Here is an 18,716-nt window from a genome sequence, read left to right as displayed (position 1 = left end):
CTTATTGATAGTCTTTAACAGGGGCGAACGATCTTCGGTGAATCGGTGACGGTCCGTATTTGGCAAGGGCTGCGAGATGCTCCTTTGTCCCGTAGCCTTTATGCTTGTCAAACCCGTAGAGCGGATACTTTTCAGCATATTCATCCATCAGCCTGTCTCTCGTCACTTTGGCGATGCATGCACCCGCTGCGATCGATGCGCTCTTTGCATCTCCTTTGATGATCGATGACTGTTTTGTATGTATAGGAAGCGACATGGCGTCAATCAGAAGATAATCAGGTGTGGCGGTGGCGGCAAGCGCCTCGACCGCTTTGACCATCGCCGCTTTAGACGCCTCATAAATATTCAGCTCATCGATCTCTCCAGCATCCGCAATTCCGATGCCGACAGCGAGCGCTTCTTCCATAATATATGAATAGTAGTCTTCTCTTTTTTGCTTTGACAGCTTTTTCGAATCCGTCAGTCCCAACATTTCACAGTCTTCTTTTAAGATGACGGCGGCGGCGACGACCGGCCCCGCCAGCGGGCCTCTTCCGGCTTCGTCGATTCCGGCGATCCATTGAAAGCCGCGTTCTCTGAGCGATCTTTCAAAAGACGTCATCATCCGCCACTCTTCCCGCATGGCCAAAAGCCTCTCATTTTTCTTCAGCCATGCGGTAATAAGCGTTTGTACGCTCTTCCGCTCATCCTTTTTACACTGCTCGATAAAAGGGTCTTTTTCATCTTTCACCGTTTGAAGATGTTCTTTTATTTCTTTTACGGTTAATGGTTTCACTATCTCTTCTCCCCTAGTTTTCTTATCGGCGCTTCCGCTTCAAAAATAAAGACCCGCTTCCGAGGAAAGCGCGCCTTTACATGTCTTCCGGCTTTTCAAAAGAAAGCGGGCCGAACTTCTCCGTGCGGATATCGCGAATGATCACTTCTGTCGTTTTGTCATAATCAATGGCGCCTCCCGCCATCAGACAGCCGCGTTTTTTTCCGATCTCATCAAAAAGCGCTGCGATCTCCTCGGGAATTTCCTCCAAGTCATAACGCTTTTTTAAGCGCTCGGGATAGTTCTCTTCCAAAAAGCGCAAACCGTAGACGGCGACATCCTGCAAGTTGATAATCGAATCTTTTATCGCGCCTGTTGCCGCAAGCCTCAGCCCGACAAGCTCGTCCTCAAACTTCGGCCATAAAATCCCCGGCGTGTCGAGAAGCTCAAGCTCTTTTCCGACTTTCACCCATTGCTGCGCCGTTGTGATCCCGGGTCTGTCGCCGGTTTTGGCGATGTTTTTTTTCGCGAGCCGATTGATTAAGGTTGATTTGCCGACGTTTGGAATACCGACGATCAATGCTCTGATCGCGCGCGGTTTTACACCTTTTGCCTTCATTTTATCAAACTTTTCTTTCAGCAGCTCTTTTGATGCAGGAAGAATTTGATTGAGTCCCTGTCCGTTGACCGAGTTGATGGCGAGGGAAGGAATTCCGTCTTTTTCAAAGTGCTGCTTCCAAGCCTTTGTCACGGAGGAGTCCGCTTTATCCGCTTTGTTGAGGAGCATGATTCTCGGCTTGTTTTTCAATATGTCTTCGATCATCGGATTTCTGGAAGACATCGGAATTCTGGCATCGACCAGTTCGTACACAATGTCGATCAGCTTGAGTTTTTCCGTCACTTCCCGCCTTGCTTTGGCCATATGCCCGGGAAACCATTGGATTACCATGTGATGGACACCTTCTTTCTGTTATTGCTATTCTTTTAATGGTTTGCTGCAATTATTCTTCTTTTACAAAAAAAGAGCTTGTTATGGCTAACAAGCTCTTTTCGTTCGCTATCATTATCGTCTGATTTCTTTAATACGAGCCGCTTTTCCGCGAAGCTCACGCAAGTAATAAAGTTTCGCACGGCGTACTTTACCATGACGGACAACTTCGATCTTTGCGATTTTTGGTGTGTGCAATGGGAATGTACGCTCAACTCCGACACCGTAAGAAATCTTACGAACTGTGAAAGTCTCGCTGATTCCGCCACCACGACGCTTAATCACAACGCCTTCAAAAACCTGAATACGCTCGCGGTTACCCTCGACAACTTTAACGTGTACACGTAAAGTATCACCAGGACGGAACGCAGGCAAATCAGTGCGCAATTGTTCTTTTGTGATATCTTCAATCAATTTTTGCATCGTCTTCAACTCCTTCCAACAGATGCTCATGGGCGAACAGCCGCCACAGCGGAACATCGTTTTCAAACTTGAACAGGCAGACCTGTTCAAGTCACAAGTAGTATCATATCATACCTTTAGGCCATGTGCAATAGAATCTATCGGTTTTCCCATTCAGAAATCCATTTTCTTTCTTCATCTGTTAAAGGATAGTTTTCCAGAAGGTCGGGCCGCCTGAAGAAGGTCCGTTTGAGCGACTCTTTCCGTCTCCATTCGTTGATCTTCGCATGGTTTCCGGATGTCAGCACTTCCGGCACCTTCAAGCCTTTATAATCCGCAGGCCGCGTGTAGTGAGGATGTTCGAGCAGTCCGGTGCTGAAGGAATCTTCTAGGTGTGATTCTTCCTTGCCGAGAACACCCGGTAACAGTCTCACAACGCTGTCGGCAATCATCATCGCCGGGAGCTCTCCGCCTGTCAGCACAAAGTCTCCGATGGAAATCTCATCTGTTGAAAGGTGTTCTCTGATCCGTTCGTCATATCCTTCATAATGGCCGCAAATAAACATTATATGGTCTTCTTTTGCGAGCTCTTCCGCTTTCCTTTGCGTATAGCGCTCCCCTTGAGGGCAGACAAGAATGATCCTTGGAGATCCCCCGGCTTCAGCGGTCAGTTTTTCAACCGCATCAAAGACAGGCTGCGGCTTCAATACCATGCCCGCACCCCCGCCGTACGGATAATCATCCACTGTCTGATGCTTATTGTCGGAATACGCCCGGAAGTTGACCACGCGAAAACGGACGGCGTTCTTGTCCTGGGCCTTCTGCAGAATGGATGAGCCGAGGACACCTTCAAACATTTCCGGAAAAAGCGTTAAAAAATCAATTCTCATTCGTCAAGTAGTCCTTCCATGATATGAATCTTGATCGTTTTATCTTCCACGTTAATGTCTTTGACGACGGCATCGATATAAGGGATGAGCACGTCTTTTTTCCCCGGTCTGCCCACCACCCAGACATCATTGGCGCCCGGCGTTAAAATTTCTTTGACCTTGCCGATTTCGTCCCCGTCTTCTGAAAAAACGTCACAGCCGATGATTTCATGAAAGTAGAACTCGTCTTTCGCCAATTGGCCTAATTGGTCTTCGGGAACTTTAATCAGGGCATTTTTGAGCTTTTCCGCTTCCGTTAGTGTCTCGACTTCTTTAAATTGCAAGAGATGAAATTGTTTATGAAGCCTGTGTGCGCTCACCGTTGCCTGAACGGGTTCCTCTTTTCCCTCCATGAACAGGTAAAGCGTGTTTCCGGACTTGTACCGTTCCTCCGGAAAATCGGTTCTGGAAATGACGCGGACTTCCCCTTTTACTCCATGAGTATTGACAATTTTCCCTACATTAAACCATCGTTTTTCCATGTCTTCACCTCGGACGAATTTCAATGACGATCCCGTCTTTAATCACGATTGTTTTTCCTGCTGTCATATCATGCCAATTGTCACCGACTTCAATGTCGAGCAGAGCATCGATTTCTTTCTCTTTTACTTCACTGCCCAACGGGAGCGTGTGAATTTGATTGATTTGAAAAACGATCATTTTGATTTTGTCCTGGCGTTTTTCAATTTCTTTTTTAAATGATTCAGCTGCTGCCGGGTTGTGATGTTCCTTTTCGTGTTTTCTCAGCTGGAAATAAAGCTGGTTGCATTCGCGCTCAAGCATTTCCTTTCTTTCTTCAAAAGCAGTCAGCAGTTTTTTCTTGCTGTTTTCGGTTAAAACCTGCATGACGGTAACACGTTGGATAATTTGCATGGCATCATCACCTACTGTCCCGTGATTTTTCCTTCCCGCTTGAAGAATTGGAATCGTTCATTTGTTTCTCATTTTCTCTCATGATAAAAAAGGGGGAGGTTTTCACCCTCTCCCCTTAGTCTGCGATCTCAAGTTGAACTTTCTTAGAAGACTGTGCGCCGGCCGCAAATACGACGGAGCGTATCGCTCTTGCAGTCCGCCCTTTTTTTCCGATGATCTTGCCGGTATCCTCTTTGTTGACGGAAAGGCGGAACATGATCCGATCGGAACTTTCGTCTCTGAATACCTGAATCTCATCCGGGTGATCCACAAGCGGCTTGACCAATGATACAATCAGCTCTTCCAAGTGCAGATCACTCATTACTTGCTTTGTTTAGCGTTGTGGAATTTTTCCATAATGCCTTCTTTAGAGAAAAGGTTGCGAACCGTGTCAGACGGTTTAGCTCCTGTTTGAAGCCATTTCAGTGCAAGCTCTTCATCGATTTTAACTTCCGCCGGTTTCGCTACCGGGTTGTACGTTCCGACTGTTTCGATGAAACGGCCGTCACGCGGTGAACGAGAATCTGCTACAACAATACGATAGAAAGGAGATTTTTTAGCTCCCATACGTTTTAAACGAATTTTTACTGCCATTTTACTAGCACCTCCGAAAATATTTCAACAAGATAGTATATTAACAATGATAAAAGTGTTTGTAAAGTGTTTTTTCTTAACAACCTTTTTTATCATCTGAAAACAGGTTTACATAAAGGGCAGTTTAAACCCTTTTTTCTTCCCTTTTGACATGTTTGTCATTTGTTTCATCATTTTTTTCATTTCTTCAAATTGCTTTAAAAGACGGTTGACTTCCTGAACGGATGTGCCGCTTCCTTTGGCAATTCGTTTGCGCCTGCTTGCGTTGATGATCTCAGGCTGCGCTTTTTCTTTCCCGGTCATCGACTTGATGATCGCTTCAACGTGGATGAGCTGTTTTTCGTCCACTTTGACGTTTTTCAAGCCTTTCATTTTGCCTGCGCCGGGCATCATTTGAATCAGATCTTCAAGCGGTCCCATATTGCGGACCTGTCCGAGCTGTTCTAAAAAGTCATCAAGCGTAAAGCTCATATTTTTCATTTTTTGCTCGAGCTCTTTCGCCTTTTCTTCATCTACGTTGGCCTGGGCTTTTTCGATCAGGGTCAGCACGTCACCCATGCCGAGAATCCGCGAAGCCATCCGTTCAGGATGAAACGGTTCAAGCGCATCAAGCTTTTCGCCCATTCCGGCGAATTTGATCGGCGTGTTTGTCACCGCGCGGATGGACAGAGCCGCACCGCCTCTTGTGTCACCGTCAAGCTTTGTCAGGATGACGCCTGTCACGCCGAGCTGTTCATTAAAGCTTTTGGCGACATTTACGGCGTCTTGCCCTGTCATCGAATCGACGACAAGAAAGATTTCTTCCGGCTGAGCTGTTTCTTTTACCTTTTCCAGCTCATCCATCAACTGCTCATCAATATGCAGACGACCCGCCGTATCGATGATCACATAGTCGTGATGGTCTTCTTTCGCCTTTTCGATCGCCTGTTTGGCAATATCGACAGGGCTCACCTGATCTCCCAGTGAAAACACCGGCATGTCAAGCTGCTTCCCGAGCGTTTCCAGCTGTTTGATCGCAGCCGGACGGTAAATATCTGCCGCAACAAGCAGCGGATTGCGGTTATGTTTTTTGCGAAGCAGGTTGGCAAGCTTGCCCGTCGTCGTCGTTTTACCGGCCCCTTGCAGACCGACCATCATGATGACGGTTGGCGGACGTTTGGCCGCGGCGATTTTGCTTTCTTCACCGCCCATCAGCTCCGTCAGTTCTTCTTTGACGACTTTAATGACCTGCTGCCCCGGTGTCAGGCTTTTCATAACGTCCTGACCGACGGCGCGTTCGCTCACCTTTTTCACAAAATCTTTGACGACTTTAAAGTTGACATCCGCTTCAAGGAGCGCTAAACGGACTTCGCGCATCATCTCTTTGACGTCTTGCTCCGTTACCTTCCCTTTTCCGCGGATCTTGGAAATCGTTTGCTGCAGTCGGTCGGCTAATCCTTCGAATGCCATATTAAGTGCCGCCTCCTAATCTAATTTCTCAAGCGCATCGATCAAGGAAGCCGCTTCAGGCTGACCGTCCGTCAGCTCTCTCAGCTCTTCAAAAATCTTTTTGCGCTCTTGAAATTTTTTAAACAAAAGTAGCTTTTCTTCATACTGCTCAAGCATCGCTTCGGTCCGTTTAATGTTATCATAGACCGCCTGTCTTGAGACATGATATTCTTCAGCTATTTCGCCAAGGGAGAAATCGTCTAGGTAGTAAAGCGACATGTAGCTTTTTTGTTTTGATGTCAACAACGACTGATAGAAATCAAATAAGTAATTCATTCTCGTTGTTTTTTCAAGCGTCATGAGACTCTCCCCTTTGTTAAGTCAAATCCCTTTACGATACATTAGTTTACGCTAAAAACATTCCATCTGTCAAGTTTTTATCTTGTCATGATCAAATGATAAAGAACCCCCGGAAAAAAGGGGGCTCTAAGGCCTTCGTTATTCCTCTTTCTCAATCAAGTCGGAGAACAAGCCGTACACATAAGATTCGGCTTCAAACGGCTGCAGGTCGTCCATTTTTTCGCCGAGGCCGACAAGCTTGACGGGAATCTTCAATTCGTGGCGGATGGCCAGGACGATGCCGCCTTTTGCCGTTCCGTCAAGCTTCGTCAGAGCGATTCCGGAAACATCGGTCGCTTTGGAAAATTCCCGCGCCTGTGTCATCGCATTTTGGCCTGTTGTGGCGTCTAATACAAGGAGCACTTCATGGGGGGCATCAGGGACTTCGCGCTGGATGACGCGCTTGACTTTTTCAAGCTCCTTCATCAGGTTCACCTTGTTTTGCAGACGGCCTGCCGTATCGCAAAGCAGAACATCGGCGCCGCGCGCTTTTGCGGCTTGAACGGCATCATAGATGACAGCGGCGGGATCTGAACCTTCCGCCTGTTTGACCACATGGGCGCCGACGCGCTCCCCCCACACTTCCAGCTGATCGATCGCTCCGGCGCGGAACGTGTCCCCCGCCGCGAGGACGACGTTTTTGCCTTCCGTGATAAACTTATGGGCGAGCTTGCCAATCGTCGTTGTTTTTCCGACACCGTTGACTCCGACGAATAAAATGATGTTTAAGCGGCCGTCCTCAACGCGGAGTTCTGACGCTTCATCCTCTCCGCCTTGATATATCTCGACGAGCTTTTCAGAAATGACGGATTGAACTTCTTTTGGATCTTGAATATTCTTCCGTTTGACTTCGCTCTTCAGTTCATCGATCAGCTCCATCACGGTAGAAACGCCGACATCCGCTCCGATCAGCACCTCTTCAAGCTCTTCAAAAAAATCTTCGTCGACTTTCCTGTAGCGGGAGATCAGATCATTGACCCGCTCCTGAAAAGAATGTCTCGTTTTGGCCAGGCCTTCTTTAAACTTGCCTGAGACAGAATCGGTCTGCTTTGTGATTTTTTCTTTCAGTTTTTTAAAAAAGCTCATGACTGGTAACCTCGCTTTATTGAACTAATTCTTTTGTTTCTTCAAGCTTGACGGAAACAAGCTTGGAAACGCCTGATTCCTGCATCGTCACACCGTAGAGAACATCGGCTTCTTCCATTGTCCCTTTTCTGTGTGTAATGACGATAAACTGGGTTTCATGGCTGTATTTTTTCAAGTATTGTGCAAAGCGGAACACATTTGCCTCATCAAGCGCCGCCTCGACCTCATCAAGGACACAGAACGGGACGGGCCTCACTTTGAGGATCGAAAACAATAGGGCGATCGCCGTCAGAGCCCGCTCCCCTCCTGAAAGGAGGCTTAAGTTTTGCAGCTTCTTCCCCGGCGGCTGCGCGATGATATCGACGCCGGATTGGAGCAGGTCATCCGGGTCTGTGAGCTTCAGTTCGGCTCTTCCTCCGCCGAACAGCGCCCGAAAGACGTCTTCAAAATGGGCGCGGATTTGCGAAAATGTCTCTTTAAACCGTTTCGTCATTTCCTCATCCATTTCTTCAATCACCTGAAAGAGCGTATTTTTCGCTTCAATCAAATCGTCTTTCTGTTCTGAGAGAAACACGTAGCGCTCATTGACCCGTTCATATTCTTCAATGCTTCCAAGATTGACGGTTCCGAGCTCTTCGATCGCCAGCTTGATCAGCTTGACGCGCTTTCTCGCTTCATCGGCTGAAAGCTCCAACGGATATTTTTCTTTGGCTCCTTCAAATGACAGGCTGTATTCCTCGCGCAGGAATGACAAGAGGTTGTCCAGCTCCACTTCCATGCGGCCGAGCTTGACTTCTTCATCTTTCAAGAGTTCGGCCATTTGTTTGTACTGACGCTTCATTTCTTTCAGCTCAAGCTCTTCTGTTTCAAGGCCTTTTTGCAGCTTCATCCGCTGCTCTCTTCTTGAGGCGATAAGCTCGGCGGTTTTATTTTTGTCATTCAGCTTCTTTTTCGCCGCTTCTTCAAGCTTCTCTTCACCGGACGAATTGGATGTCATTTCCGTCGTCAAAAGCGACAGGTCTTCCTTTGCCACTTTTAATGCTTCCTCATTCTCAGCATATTCCTCTTCGAGCCTTTCGAGCTTTTCACGCTCGTTTGCACACGCCTGCTCAGTTTTGGCAAGCACCACTTTCAGATCGGTCAGCTCGCTTTGCAGCGTTTCCTTTGTCGACGTCTGTGTTTGTTTTCTTTCAGACAGGCTTTCGATTTCCGCGTCGAGGCGCTTGAGGTTTTCGGAAATGGCATCAAGCTTTTTCTCAAGCTCTTTTTTCCGCGCTTGCTTTTCTCCGTCTTCTGCAATAAGCGCTGATTTTTCCTGATCATAAAGCTCCAAATGGCTGTTGACGTTTTTCTCGGCGATTTCGAGCTCGTACAGACGCCCTTTTATCTCCTGCTGTTCAGCTCTGAGGCGCTCTCCATCCTCGCGAAGGGCTTGAAGTTTAGCGTCCAGCTTCTGAATTGTCTGCTTCAAGCCTTTCACATCGTGTTCAAGCGTTTCCGTTTTTTCTTCCATTTCGCCCAGGCGCTTTGTGATCGCTTCTAGTTCTCTCGTGCGGCCTAAAAGAGAGCTGTTCTTTTTCTTGACGGCACCGCCGGTCATCGAACCTCCCGAGTTGACGACATCCCCCTCAAGGGTGACGATGCGGTATCTGTGGCCGAGCCTTTTAGCAAGCTCATTCGCTCCTTTTAAATGCTCTGTGACGAGCACTGTGCCGAGCAGGTTTTGCACGGCTGAGCGGTAAGCGGGGTCATATGACACAAGATCGCCGGCGATTCCGATAAAGGACGGGATGGCCTTTGCCGCTTCAATGTCGCGCGGCTGAATGCTGCGCTCTTTGATCACGGAGAGCGGAAGAAAAGTCGCCCGGCCGAATGAATGTTTTTTCAAATATTGGATCGCCCGTCTTGCGGCCCCTTCATCTTCTGTGACGATGTGCTGGGCTGATGCCCCTAAAGCGATTTCGACAGCCGTTTCATATCGCTCGTCCGTCTTGATCAGTTCGGCGATTGCCCCGTGGATGCCCGGCAGTTCGCCGCGGGCCTTCAGGACTTCTTTGACACCTTGATAAAATCCGGAAAAATCCTCCTGCATCGCCTCCAGCATTTCTTTTTTGGAGCGGGCTTGCTGGAGGTACTGATACGCCTGGTAGAGCGCGGACTCCTTTTTTTCATACTCGCTTTTTTTCTGTTCATGCTGTTTTTGCGCATCCCGATAAGCCTTGATCTGGCTGTGGAGGCGCTCATCAAGGAGAGTGAATTCGTGTTCTGTTTTCGCTTTTTGTTCGGCGAGCTCGCGGCGCTCGCTTAAATATTTCTCATTGTTTTCCGCAAGCCGTTTTTGCTGGCTGGCCGATTGGGACATTTGCTCTTCTAAAAACTGAATCTCGTTTCGAACCGATGCCTGTTCATTCAACAATTCGAAATAGTCGCTTTTGAGCTGTTCGATTTCTTCTTCGACATTTTCGCTGTAAACGGAAAGGGCCTGTTTCTTTTCCTTCACCTGCTTTGCCAGCTCTTTCACTTCGGCTTGGAGCTTCTCAAATGCCAGCTTCTGCCCGGCCATTTTTTCTTTCAGGCTTCGGTCTTTCTCCCCGTGCTGAACGATGGCCTCTTCAAGCTGGGCTCTGTTTTGGGTGGCGTTCTTTTTTCGCTCTTTCAGGACTTCTTTTCTGCCTTCGAGCTTTTCAAGCTCCTCACTTGTCAACAGCAGCACCTGCTGAAGTTCGTCAACCGATTCGTCGAGCGCCTGGATTTTGTCTCGCGCCTCTTCAATCTTAGCTTCTTTTGTCTGAATAGCTGCCGAAGCGGACATTTCTTCATCCTTCGCCTTTTCGACTTTTCCCTGAAGCGCCTCCCATTTTTGATGAAGCTCCTCGATGTCAAACACCGTCAAAGCGATTTCAATTTTTTCGAGCTCGTCCTTTTTTTCCAGGTAATCCTTGGCGATCGATGCCTGCAGCTTTAACGGCTCGACCTGCCCTTCAAGCTCGTGAAGGATGTCTTCGACCCGGTTCAGATTGTCCTGGGTTTCAAACAGCTTGTTTTCCGCTTTTTTCTTTCTTGTTTTATATTTTAAAACACCGGCCGCTTCTTCAAATATGCTTCTCCGCTCTTCAGCCTTGCTGCTTAAAATCTCTTCGACCTTTCCTTGGCTGATGATCGAAAACGCTTCTTTGCCGAGACCCGAGTCCATAAAAAGATCGATGATATCTTTCAGGCGGCACGATTGATTGTTGATGAGAAACTCGCTTTCTCCTGATCTGTACACCCGTCTCGTTACGCTGATTTCATGAAAATCGATCGGCAAAAAGCGGTCGTCATTATCAAGCGTCAGCGTCACTTCGGCAAGGTTCAGCTTTTTGCGCGAGTCGCTTCCGGCAAAAATGATATCTTCCATTTTGCCGCCCCTGAGCGATTTCGCGGACTGTTCCCCGAGCACCCAGCGGATCGCATCGGTGATGTTGCTTTTGCCGCTTCCGTTTGGGCCGACGACAGCTGTCACGCCTTTAACAAAATCTACAGAAATTCGTTCTGCAAACGATTTAAAACCTATCACGTCTAAACGTTTGAGGAACATTCTGATCCTCCTTATGTATTAAAGTATTACAATTCTATCACACCCGAAGGTAAAAGGTGCAAATATATGAAATCCCCCTAAAAGTTAAGCAAAGGGGGATTTATTGTTTCATATGGTGTTTTTGCAGCTTTTCAAGCGCTTCTTGAGCGGCGTGCTGTTCAGCTTCTTTTTTGGAACGGCCGCTTCCCACCCCAAGCACTTCTCCTTTCAGCGATACGTTTGCTTCAAACTCGCGGTTGTGCGCCGGACCTTTTTCTTGAAGAATCCTGTACTCCAAAATGCCGCGTCCGTCGCGCTGTACAAATTCCTGCAGCTGGCTTTTAAAATCCATCACATGAGAAAAAGCACCATCATCGATTTTAGGGAAAACGTACGCTTTCAGAAAGTCCACGACGGAATCAAGCCCCTGATCAAGATAAAGCGCGCCGATAAAGGCTTCAAACACGTCGGCTAAAAGCGCCGGCCGCTTTCTGCCGCCCGTCATTTCCTCTCCTTTTCCAAGAAGAACAAGCTCTCCGAAAGAAAGTTCATGGGCCAGGGAAACAAGGGAAGGCTCGCAAACAATCGCCGCTCTCAACTTCGTCAAATCGCCCTCGCTCATCGCCGGGTATTTGGCGTATAAAAATTGAGAAATCGTCAGTTCCAAAACAGCGTCTCCTAAAAATTCAAGCCTTTCATTATCTTCATACGGCTTCTTCCGATGCTCATTCACATAGGATGAATGTGTAAATGCTTGATACAAAAGCTTTTCATTTTGAAATTGTACCGAAATCCGTTCTTGAAACTTTTTAAACTGCTCCGCTTTTTTTAGAAACATTTTTCTGTCTCTGTAATGTGAATGTTTTGACATAGCAACCTCCATATGGGCACATCAAGTTCACCTCACCTCCTGTATCAAAAGGCAGGTTCCGTGTATCATTCGGCAAAACATGAAAATCTAAAGCCGCATTTATAAAGGGATAAAGCCCCGTCTTTAAACGGGACTTTAAATGAGCTTACTGCTTACTATTTATGTAGTTCACAGCGTCACCGACTGTTGCAATCTTTTCAGCATCTTCGTCAGAAATCTCCATATCAAACTCGTCTTCAAGTTCCATGACAAGCTCAACTACATCCAGGGAATCAGCGCCTAAATCCTCTTTAAAAGAAGCTTCAAGAGTGACGTCAGCTTCATCTACGCCAAGGCGGTCTACGATGATTTTTGTTACACGCTCTAATGCGTCTGCCATAGCTATTCACCTCCCCTCAAGTATTATAGTTGATTCGTTTTTAAAAAACCAGAGATAATTCAACTTTTTGCTATGTTTACAACATGACCATTCCGCCGTCGATATTCAGTGTCTGACCGGTCATGTAACGCGACTGATCAGAAGCAAGGAACACGACGACACTGCTGATGTCTGCCGGCTCACCGAAGCGGGCAAGCGGAATCTGTTTCAGCATTTCATCCTGAATGTCTTTGGTCAGCTTGTCCGTCATTTCCGTTGCAATAAATCCAGGAGCGATCGCATTGACGGTAATGTTTCGTGAAGCAAGCTCTTTGGCCAGCGTTTTCGTCAGGCCGATGACGCCCGATTTCGCCGCGACATAGTTCGCCTGTCCGGCGTTTCCGATGACGCCGACAACAGAGGCAACATTGATGATCCGGCCGCTTCTTTGCTTCATCATTTGTCTTGTCACGGCTTTTGAGCAGTTGAATACGCCTTTTAAGTTTATGTTAATGACGTCATCCCATTCATTTTCCTTCATTCTCATGAATAAGTTGTCCTTTGTAATGCCGGCGTTATTCACAAGAATATCGAGCGAGCCGAAGCGTTCAATCGTCTCTTTCATCATCGCTTGGACTTCCTCGGCATTGGAGACGTCCGCTTTGACGGCAAACGCATCGCGGCCGAGCGCTTTGATTTCGTCGACGACTTCATTCGCTTTCGCTTCATTCCCCGCATAATTGACGGCGACGTTTGCACCGTTTTTAGCGAGATCCAGTGCGATCGCACGTCCGATTCCTCTTGAGGCACCGGTGACAACAGCTGTTTTATTCTCCAGCATTTTCGTTTTCCTCCTTCAGCGTTTGAACGGCGAGTTCAATCGTATTCGTATCTGATACAGCAATCGTTTTGACCCTGCGGTTCACTTTTTTCACAAGCCCTGACAACACCTTGCCAGGCCCGATTTCGATGAAAGTCGTGACCCCTTCGTCAAGCAGCCTGTTGATCGTTTCTTCAAAGCGGACCGGTGAATAGAGCTGTTCGATCAGCTTATTCTTAATGTCATCCTTGTCTGTCACAACATCGGCCGTCACATTTGAAATCACGGGGGTTGAGGCATTGCTGATCGTGCATGCATCCAGGACTTCGCGCAGTTTTTCAGCTGCCGGCTTCATCAGGTCTGAGTGAAACGGCCCGCTGACTTCGAGCGGAATCGCGCGTTTTGCGCCGTTTTCCTTGGCAAGCTCTGAGGCGAGCTCAACCCCTTTGGCGGTTCCTGAGATGACGATTTGTCCAGGACAGTTCAGATTGGCCAGCTGAACGAGGTTTCCTTCTTCAGTCACCTTGTCCGTTACTTGTTTCAATGCTTCACCGTTCATGCCGAGAATCGCGGCCATTGCGCCTTCTCCGGCCGGCACGGCTTCATTCATAAATTCCCCGCGCTTTCTGACGGCGTAGACGGCGTCTTTAAATGACATCGCGCCGCCGGCCACTAAAGCGGTGTATTCGCCAAGGCTGTGCCCCGCTGCAAAATCGGCTTTGATACCGTATTCCTTTAATTTTTCAAGCGCGGCGATGCTCGCTGTCAAAAGGCTTGGCTGCGCGTTGTATGTAAGGGTTAATTCTTTCGCGTCACCTTCAAACATGAGCGAGCTCAAATTTGTTTCCAGCGTTTGATCCGCTTCTTCAAAGATCTTTCTTGCTTTCGGTTCTTTTTCGTATAAGTCGTATCCCATGCCGATATGCTGCGATCCTTGGCCCGGGAAAAGAAAAGCAATCTTACCCATTTGTTAAAACCTCCAGACTATTCATCTGCTTTATGTTGGATTTTTTCTTCGATAAATGCGGCGACATTTTGGCTGACCATCTCCCTCGCCTGGCGGATGGCATGGTAAACGGCCCTTCCGTCAGAGGAGCCGTGCGCTTTGATGACCGGCGCCTTCAAGCCGAAGAGTCCGGCACCGCCGTACTCCGAGTAGTCCATTTTTGTTTTCATCTCTTTCAGCTTCGGTTTCAGTGCGGAAGCAGCGAGCTTCGCCGTAAAGCTTGAGGTCAGCGTGCTTTTCAGCATTTTAAAAATGGACAGGGCCGCACCCTCGACCGTTTTTAAGGCGACGTTCCCCGTAAATCCGTCCGTCACGATGACGTCCGCGACTCCGTCGAGCATGTCGCGCGCTTCCACATTGCCGATGAAATTCAAATCGGTTTCCTTCAATTTTTGAAAGGTCTGTTTGGCAAGTTCATTGCCTTTTTTATCTTCTGTGCCGACGTTTAAAAGCCCGATTCTCGGATTTTCGATGCCGAGAACCTGCTCTCCGTAGACAGAGCCCATAATCGCGTATTGGACGAGATGTTCGGGTTTGGCATCCACATTCGCTCCGACATCGAGAAGGAGAAAGCCGTCTCCTGAAACCGTCGGCAAGGTCGGCGCCAAAGCCGGTCTTTCAATCCCTTCAATTCTGCCGACGATGAATAACCCGGCCGTCATTAAAGCGCCGGTGTTGCCGGCGGAAATGCAGGCATCCGCTCTGCCTTCGGCAACTTCTCCGGCCATTAAAACCATCGACGAATTTTTCTTTCTTCTCACGGCCCGGACAGGTTCGTCGGTCGCTTCAATGATTTCTTCAGCGTGCTTGACGGTGATCCGCCCGTGCTCTGTCAAATGGGCGGCTATTTTTTCTTGATCTCCGATGAGAGTGACTTCAAGATCTTCGAAGTTCTCGACGGCTTTCATCACTCCGTCGATGACCGCTTGGGGAGCATTGTCCCCTCCCATAGCATCTACAGCAATTCTCATGACTTACGCGCCACCTTCTATGATTGTTTTGAACGATACATGACAAATTCGCCCGAAAAAACGGGCTCTTCGGCAACATAGCTGTTGACCTCAACAACCGTTCTGCCTTTTTCTTTATCAAGCTTGACGACTTTTGCTTTTGCAACGACCCGTTCGCCTTGTTTGACCTGCCTTGTAAAACGGATATCCGCTTTGGCTGTTAATGCAAGCTCATCATCGATGACGGCGACGGCGAGCGAGTTCGCCTGGGCAAACAGATGATGCCCCCTGGCGATTTGATTGCGGCTGAAAACATGCTCCCTTCTGATTTCAAGAATGGAAATCGCCTGTTCATCAAGCTCAAGGTCAATGATCTCGCCGATCACCTCATCAAGCGGAAGGGATTTGACTTCATCTTCAAGAGATTTCTCAGCAACGCTTTTGATTCTTTCTCTCAGTTCGGGTATGGATAGTTCCAAACGGTCTAAACGAATCGTCTGAATGCTGACGTTAAATTTCTCCGCAAGCTCCTCGTCTGTAATAAACGGGGTCGCTTTAATCGTCTGCTGCAGCAATTCTTGGCGTTCTCTTTTACTTTTTCTCATGTTTTTAAACACCATCCGCGCATTTATGACTAGGTACTAATAGTAGTATATAATTTCATAGATTGGAATGCAATCATTCTTTGCTGCACCGATCCTAATTTTTTGAAGGAACAGGTCAGCTCAGTTTTTCTCCGTCCATGACTCCGCTTTTTTGCAAATGTTCCCTTAACCCTGCATATTCGGCATCGGTCCAGAATGCGTGTGAGGAGACGAGTTCTGCGGCGTCTTTTCTCGCCGTCTCAAGAGCGCGGTAATCATGAACCATATCGGCAACTTTAAATTCGGGCATTCCGCTTTGTTTCTTGCCGAAAAAGTCGCCGGGCCCCCTTAATTCCAGATCTTTTTCCGAAAGCTCAAAGCCGTCCGTCGTTTCCGACATGATGCCCATCCGTTCCTTGCCCGTTTCGGATTTGGGATCTGCCATGAGAATGCAATACGATTGATGATCCCCCCGTCCGACGCGCCCGCGGAGCTGGTGAAGCTGGGAAAGGCCGAACCGGTCGGCATCATAGATCAGCATCACGGTCGCGTTTGGAACGTTGACACCGACTTCAACAACGGTTGTCGAGACGAGAACCTGACACTCGTTTTTGCTGAACTGCCTCATCACCTGCTCTTTTTCATCATTGGAGAGCTTCCCGTGCATGAGGCCGACTTGCCATCTTCCATGAAAAGCATGGGTCAGCATGCTGTGCACATCGATCGCATTCTGCACATCGAGCTTGTCCGACTCTTCGATCAGCGGGCATATCACATACGCCTGTCTGCCTTTTCTCAACTCTTTTTCAATGAAAGCGAGAATCCGTTCCAGCATGTCGTGCTTGACCCAATATGTTTCGATCCTTTTCCGCCCGGCCGGCATTTCGTCGATGATCGATACATCCATTTCGCCGAATACCGTAATCGCGAGTGTCCGCGGTATCGGCGTTGCCGTCATAAACAGGACGTCCGGATCCTTTCCTTTGCTTCTTAATTTTTGCCTCTGCTCAACGCCAAAGCGGTGCTGTTCATCCGTAATGACGAGGCCGAGCTGTTGAAAATGCACATCATCCTGGATCAGGGCATGGGTGCCGACCAGGATATCAATGTCCCCGTCTTGCAGTCTTTCGAGCAGTTCTCTTCTCCTTTTTCCTTTGACAGAGCTTGTTAACAGCGCGACATTGACATCGTGGTTTGCAAACAGAGAAACGAGTGAATCCGCATGCTGTTCGGCCAATATTTCAGTGGGCACCATCATCGCCCCCTGAAAGCCGGACAGGATCGAAGCGTATAAAGCGATCGCGGCGACGGCGGTTTTGCCTGAGCCGACGTCGCCTTGCAGCAGACGGTTCATTTTATATTCTGACGTCATGTCCTTTAAAATCTCGTCGAGCGCTTTCGCCTGCGCGTTCGTCAAAGAAAACGGCAGACTGTTGACAAACGCATCGACCTCCCCGCGTTTAAAGCTGTGTCTGATTCCGTCGGAATGCTCCCGTTCAAACTTCCGCAGCGCCTGCATTTTCAGCTGAAACAGCAGAAATTCTTCATAAACAAACCGGCGCCGCGCCTGTTTTAACGTCTCCCTTGACTCAGGCTTGTGGATCGCTCTTACCGCATCCTGGTAGAAAAGCAGCTTATAGGTACTCCGGAGCTTTTCAGGCAGGGGATCTTCCGCAAACGGCAAATAGCTCTGGACGGCTTCCTGGATCAATTTCCGCATCGTTTTCACCGTCATATGTTCTTTTACGGAATAGACGGGTTCTATCGACTGGTCGCTTTGATGCGGGCCGTTTTTCAGCTCCTGCACCATCACCGACTGCCTGTGCTTGTCCCATTTTCCCGAAATGGTGACAACCGAACCGATGGCCAGTTTCTTTTTCAAATACGGACGGTTAAAGCAGACCGCCGTGATCAAGTAGTTTCCGACGAGAAGGCGAAACGTCAGGCGGCTCCGCTTTTTTCCGTAATAGGTAAGAGAAGGTTCGCTGTGAACCTTCCCTTCAACCGTCACTCTTTCCTCGTGTGCCACTTCTTCCAAATCGCGCAGTTCATAATCGTCATAGCGGTACGGGAAGTAGTTCAAAAGGTCGGAAACATCATAGATTCCAAGCTCGTTTAATGTTTTTTCCGTTTCCGTCCCGACTCCTTTGACAACAGATACACTATTTTGCAGATTGTTCTTCACGTGCGTTCGACGCCCCTCCGAATATTTTTTTCTCCAGTTCTTTCCCGGTTGGGGTTGCGGCGAGACCGCCCCGCCCTGTTTCTCTCAAGGCGGTCGGCATCGTCTGGCCGATTTTATACATCGCATCAATCACCTCATCGCACGGAATGCGGCTTGTGATGCCGGCAAGCGCCATATCGGCCGCCACCATCGCATTGGCGGCACCCATCGCATTTCGTTTGACACACGGGACTTCGACAAGCCCTGCGACAGGGTCGCAAACAAGACCGAGGACGTTTTTCAAGGCGATCGCCATCGCTTCGGCGCACTGCTCAGGCGTCCCTCCAGCCATTTCCACGATCGCCGCTGCCGCCATCCCGGAAGCTGAACCGACTTCAGCCTGGCATCCGCCCGCAGCACCTGAGATGCTGGCATTGTTGGCGACGACAAAGCCGAACGCCCCTGATGTGAATAAAAAGCGGACCATCTGCTCTTTGGTCGGATGAAGTTTGTCTTTAACGGCAAATAAAGTGCCGGGAACAACGCCGGCCGAACCGGCTGTCGGAGTTGCGCAAATCGTTCCCATCGCAGCGTTGACTTCATTGGTGGCAACCGCCTTGCTGACGGCGTCTAAGATGACATCTCCGGAAAGCCCTTTTCCCGCTTTAAGATAGGCCTGCAGCTTGACGGCGTCACCGCCCGTCAGTCCGGAGTGTGACACAACACCGTTAATTCCCTTTTGAACAGCGTCTTCCATGACGGTTAAGTTGGCTTCCATCTGCTTGAAGATTTCCTCCCGCGTCCGGCCTGACACCTCGATTTCCTGGGTGATCATGATTTCAGATATGGACACGTTTTTCTCTTTTGTCAGCTCAATCAATTCTTTCACATTTCGAAACATTTAATCTCCCTCTT

20 protein-coding genes are annotated in these 18,716 nt (G+C 48.5%); all 20 read right to left on the bottom strand.

All coding sequences use genetic code 11. The annotated features are described in order from the left end of the window. Position 1: 1 nt before the first annotated feature. Complete coding sequence (locus tag M654_RS10990) at positions 2–775, bottom strand: ribonuclease HII (protein ID WP_026586948.1); 774 nt, start codon at positions 773–775, stop codon at positions 2–4. 76 nt (positions 776–851) lie between these two features. Further along, positions 852–1,703 (bottom strand): ribosome biogenesis GTPase YlqF, encoded by an 852-nt coding sequence (ylqF, locus tag M654_RS10985; protein WP_026586947.1) that lies wholly within the window; start codon positions 1,701–1,703, stop codon positions 852–854. 114 nt (positions 1,704–1,817) lie between these two features. Continuing rightward, a complete protein-coding gene (rplS, locus tag M654_RS10980; protein WP_020451373.1) occupies positions 1,818–2,165 on the bottom strand; it encodes a 50S ribosomal protein L19 in 348 nt (115 codons plus the stop codon). 137 nt (positions 2,166–2,302) lie between these two features. Beyond that, the gene (trmD, locus tag M654_RS10975) at positions 2,303–3,034 is read right to left on the bottom strand and encodes a tRNA (guanosine(37)-N1)-methyltransferase TrmD (RefSeq protein WP_026586946.1); all 732 of its coding nucleotides are present in this window, start codon (positions 3,032–3,034) and stop codon (positions 2,303–2,305) included. Then, the gene (gene rimM / locus M654_RS10970; RefSeq protein WP_026586945.1) at positions 3,031–3,555 is read right to left on the bottom strand and encodes a ribosome maturation factor RimM; all 525 of its coding nucleotides are present in this window, start codon (positions 3,553–3,555) and stop codon (positions 3,031–3,033) included. The genes trmD and rimM overlap by 4 nt, the downstream gene beginning before the upstream one ends. Before the next feature lie 4 nt (positions 3,556–3,559). After that, positions 3,560–3,946, bottom strand: a complete 387-nt coding sequence (locus M654_RS10965) for a YlqD family protein (RefSeq protein WP_026586944.1) — start codon at positions 3,944–3,946, stop codon at positions 3,560–3,562. 115 nt (positions 3,947–4,061) lie between these two features. Then, positions 4,062–4,307, bottom strand: coding sequence for a KH domain-containing protein (locus M654_RS10960; RefSeq protein WP_026586943.1), 246 nt, complete (start codon positions 4,305–4,307; stop codon positions 4,062–4,064). Beyond that, positions 4,307–4,579, bottom strand: coding sequence for a 30S ribosomal protein S16 (gene rpsP / locus M654_RS10955; protein ID WP_006638197.1), 273 nt, complete (start codon positions 4,577–4,579; stop codon positions 4,307–4,309). Before rpsP ends, M654_RS10960 begins: the two co-directional genes overlap by 1 nt. 108 nt (positions 4,580–4,687) lie before the next feature. Continuing rightward, positions 4,688–6,028, bottom strand: coding sequence for a signal recognition particle protein (ffh, locus tag M654_RS10950; RefSeq protein WP_026586942.1), 1,341 nt, complete (start codon positions 6,026–6,028; stop codon positions 4,688–4,690). Between the two features lie 15 nt (positions 6,029–6,043). Then, a complete protein-coding gene (locus M654_RS10945; RefSeq protein WP_026586941.1) occupies positions 6,044–6,367 on the bottom strand; it encodes a putative DNA-binding protein in 324 nt (107 codons plus the stop codon). A 138-nt stretch (positions 6,368–6,505) separates the two neighbouring features. After that, positions 6,506–7,492 (bottom strand): signal recognition particle-docking protein FtsY, encoded by a 987-nt coding sequence (gene ftsY, locus M654_RS10940; protein WP_026586940.1) that lies wholly within the window; start codon positions 7,490–7,492, stop codon positions 6,506–6,508. 16 nt (positions 7,493–7,508) lie between these two features. Beyond that, positions 7,509–11,069: a chromosome segregation protein SMC gene (smc, locus tag M654_RS10935; RefSeq protein ID WP_026586939.1), complete on the bottom strand. Its 3,561-nt coding sequence runs from the start codon at positions 11,067–11,069 to the stop codon at positions 7,509–7,511. A 100-nt stretch (positions 11,070–11,169) separates the two neighbouring features. Then, positions 11,170–11,919: a ribonuclease III gene (gene rnc / locus M654_RS10930; RefSeq protein ID WP_026586938.1), complete on the bottom strand. Its 750-nt coding sequence runs from the start codon at positions 11,917–11,919 to the stop codon at positions 11,170–11,172. Positions 11,920–12,064: 145 nt separating this feature from the next. Continuing rightward, positions 12,065–12,298, bottom strand: a complete 234-nt coding sequence (gene acpP / locus M654_RS10925; RefSeq protein ID WP_003181706.1) for an acyl carrier protein — start codon at positions 12,296–12,298, stop codon at positions 12,065–12,067. Between the two features lie 76 nt (positions 12,299–12,374). Then, positions 12,375–13,118, bottom strand: coding sequence for a 3-oxoacyl-[acyl-carrier-protein] reductase (gene fabG, locus M654_RS10920; RefSeq protein WP_026586937.1), 744 nt, complete (start codon positions 13,116–13,118; stop codon positions 12,375–12,377). Next, positions 13,105–14,064 (bottom strand): ACP S-malonyltransferase, encoded by a 960-nt coding sequence (gene fabD, locus M654_RS10915; protein ID WP_026586936.1) that lies wholly within the window; start codon positions 14,062–14,064, stop codon positions 13,105–13,107. Before fabD ends, fabG begins: the two co-directional genes overlap by 14 nt. Before the next feature lie 17 nt (positions 14,065–14,081). Next, entirely contained in the window at positions 14,082–15,074 is a 993-nt protein-coding gene (plsX, locus tag M654_RS10910; RefSeq protein ID WP_026586935.1) for a phosphate acyltransferase PlsX, read from the bottom strand. A 17-nt stretch (positions 15,075–15,091) separates the two neighbouring features. Continuing rightward, the gene (gene fapR, locus M654_RS10905; protein ID WP_026586934.1) at positions 15,092–15,658 is read right to left on the bottom strand and encodes a transcription factor FapR; all 567 of its coding nucleotides are present in this window, start codon (positions 15,656–15,658) and stop codon (positions 15,092–15,094) included. A gap of 115 nt (positions 15,659–15,773) precedes the next feature. Then, the gene (gene recG, locus M654_RS10900) at positions 15,774–17,822 is read right to left on the bottom strand and encodes an ATP-dependent DNA helicase RecG (protein ID WP_026586933.1); all 2,049 of its coding nucleotides are present in this window, start codon (positions 17,820–17,822) and stop codon (positions 15,774–15,776) included. Further along, positions 17,800–18,702: an L-serine ammonia-lyase, iron-sulfur-dependent, subunit alpha gene (gene sdaAA / locus M654_RS10895; protein ID WP_026586932.1), complete on the bottom strand. Its 903-nt coding sequence runs from the start codon at positions 18,700–18,702 to the stop codon at positions 17,800–17,802. Before sdaAA ends, recG begins: the two co-directional genes overlap by 23 nt. Between the last annotated feature and the right edge of the window lie 14 nt (positions 18,703–18,716).

The organism is Bacillus sp. NSP9.1 (assembly GCF_000465465.2).
Taxonomy (GTDB): Bacteria; Bacillota; Bacilli; order Bacillales; family Bacillaceae; genus Bacillus; species Bacillus sonorensis_A.
The sequence above is the reverse complement of the archived record's forward strand: the minus strand, read 5'-3'. Positions and strand labels throughout refer to the sequence as shown.

What these genes read in the sequence shown, in the direction of transcription:
- smc (WP_026586939.1), bottom strand. Translation starts at nt 11,069, where the DNA reads ATGTTCCTCAAACGTTTAGACGTGATAGGTTTTAAATCGTTTGCAGAA.
- ftsY (WP_026586940.1), bottom strand. Translation starts at nt 7,492, where the DNA reads ATGAGCTTTTTTAAAAAACTGAAAGAAAAAATCACAAAGCAGACCGAT.
- M654_RS10945 (WP_026586941.1), bottom strand. Translation starts at nt 6,367, where the DNA reads ATGACGCTTGAAAAAACAACGAGAATGAATTACTTATTTGATTTCTAT.
- sdaAA (WP_026586932.1), bottom strand. Translation starts at nt 18,702, where the DNA reads ATGTTTCGAAATGTGAAAGAATTGATTGAGCTGACAAAAGAGAAAAAC.
- acpP (WP_003181706.1), bottom strand. Translation starts at nt 12,298, where the DNA reads ATGGCAGACGCATTAGAGCGTGTAACAAAAATCATCGTAGACCGCCTT.
- ylqF (WP_026586947.1), bottom strand. Translation starts at nt 1,703, where the DNA reads ATGGTAATCCAATGGTTTCCCGGGCATATGGCCAAAGCAAGGCGGGAA.
- fapR (WP_026586934.1), bottom strand. Translation starts at nt 15,658, where the DNA reads ATGAGAAAAAGTAAAAGAGAACGCCAAGAATTGCTGCAGCAGACGATT.
- fabD (WP_026586936.1), bottom strand. Translation starts at nt 14,064, where the DNA reads ATGGGTAAGATTGCTTTTCTTTTCCCGGGCCAAGGATCGCAGCATATC.
- M654_RS10960 (WP_026586943.1), bottom strand. Translation starts at nt 4,307, where the DNA reads ATGAGTGATCTGCACTTGGAAGAGCTGATTGTATCATTGGTCAAGCCG.
- M654_RS10965 (WP_026586944.1), bottom strand. Translation starts at nt 3,946, where the DNA reads ATGCAAATTATCCAACGTGTTACCGTCATGCAGGTTTTAACCGAAAAC.
- rnc (WP_026586938.1), bottom strand. Translation starts at nt 11,919, where the DNA reads ATGTCAAAACATTCACATTACAGAGACAGAAAAATGTTTCTAAAAAAA.
- trmD (WP_026586946.1), bottom strand. Translation starts at nt 3,034, where the DNA reads ATGAGAATTGATTTTTTAACGCTTTTTCCGGAAATGTTTGAAGGTGTC.
- ffh (WP_026586942.1), bottom strand. Translation starts at nt 6,028, where the DNA reads ATGGCATTCGAAGGATTAGCCGACCGACTGCAGCAAACGATTTCCAAG.
- plsX (WP_026586935.1), bottom strand. Translation starts at nt 15,074, where the DNA reads ATGAGAATTGCTGTAGATGCTATGGGAGGGGACAATGCTCCCCAAGCG.
- fabG (WP_026586937.1), bottom strand. Translation starts at nt 13,118, where the DNA reads ATGCTGGAGAATAAAACAGCTGTTGTCACCGGTGCCTCAAGAGGAATC.
- rplS (WP_020451373.1), bottom strand. Translation starts at nt 2,165, where the DNA reads ATGCAAAAATTGATTGAAGATATCACAAAAGAACAATTGCGCACTGAT.
- rimM (WP_026586945.1), bottom strand. Translation starts at nt 3,555, where the DNA reads ATGGAAAAACGATGGTTTAATGTAGGGAAAATTGTCAATACTCATGGA.
- rpsP (WP_006638197.1), bottom strand. Translation starts at nt 4,579, where the DNA reads ATGGCAGTAAAAATTCGTTTAAAACGTATGGGAGCTAAAAAATCTCCT.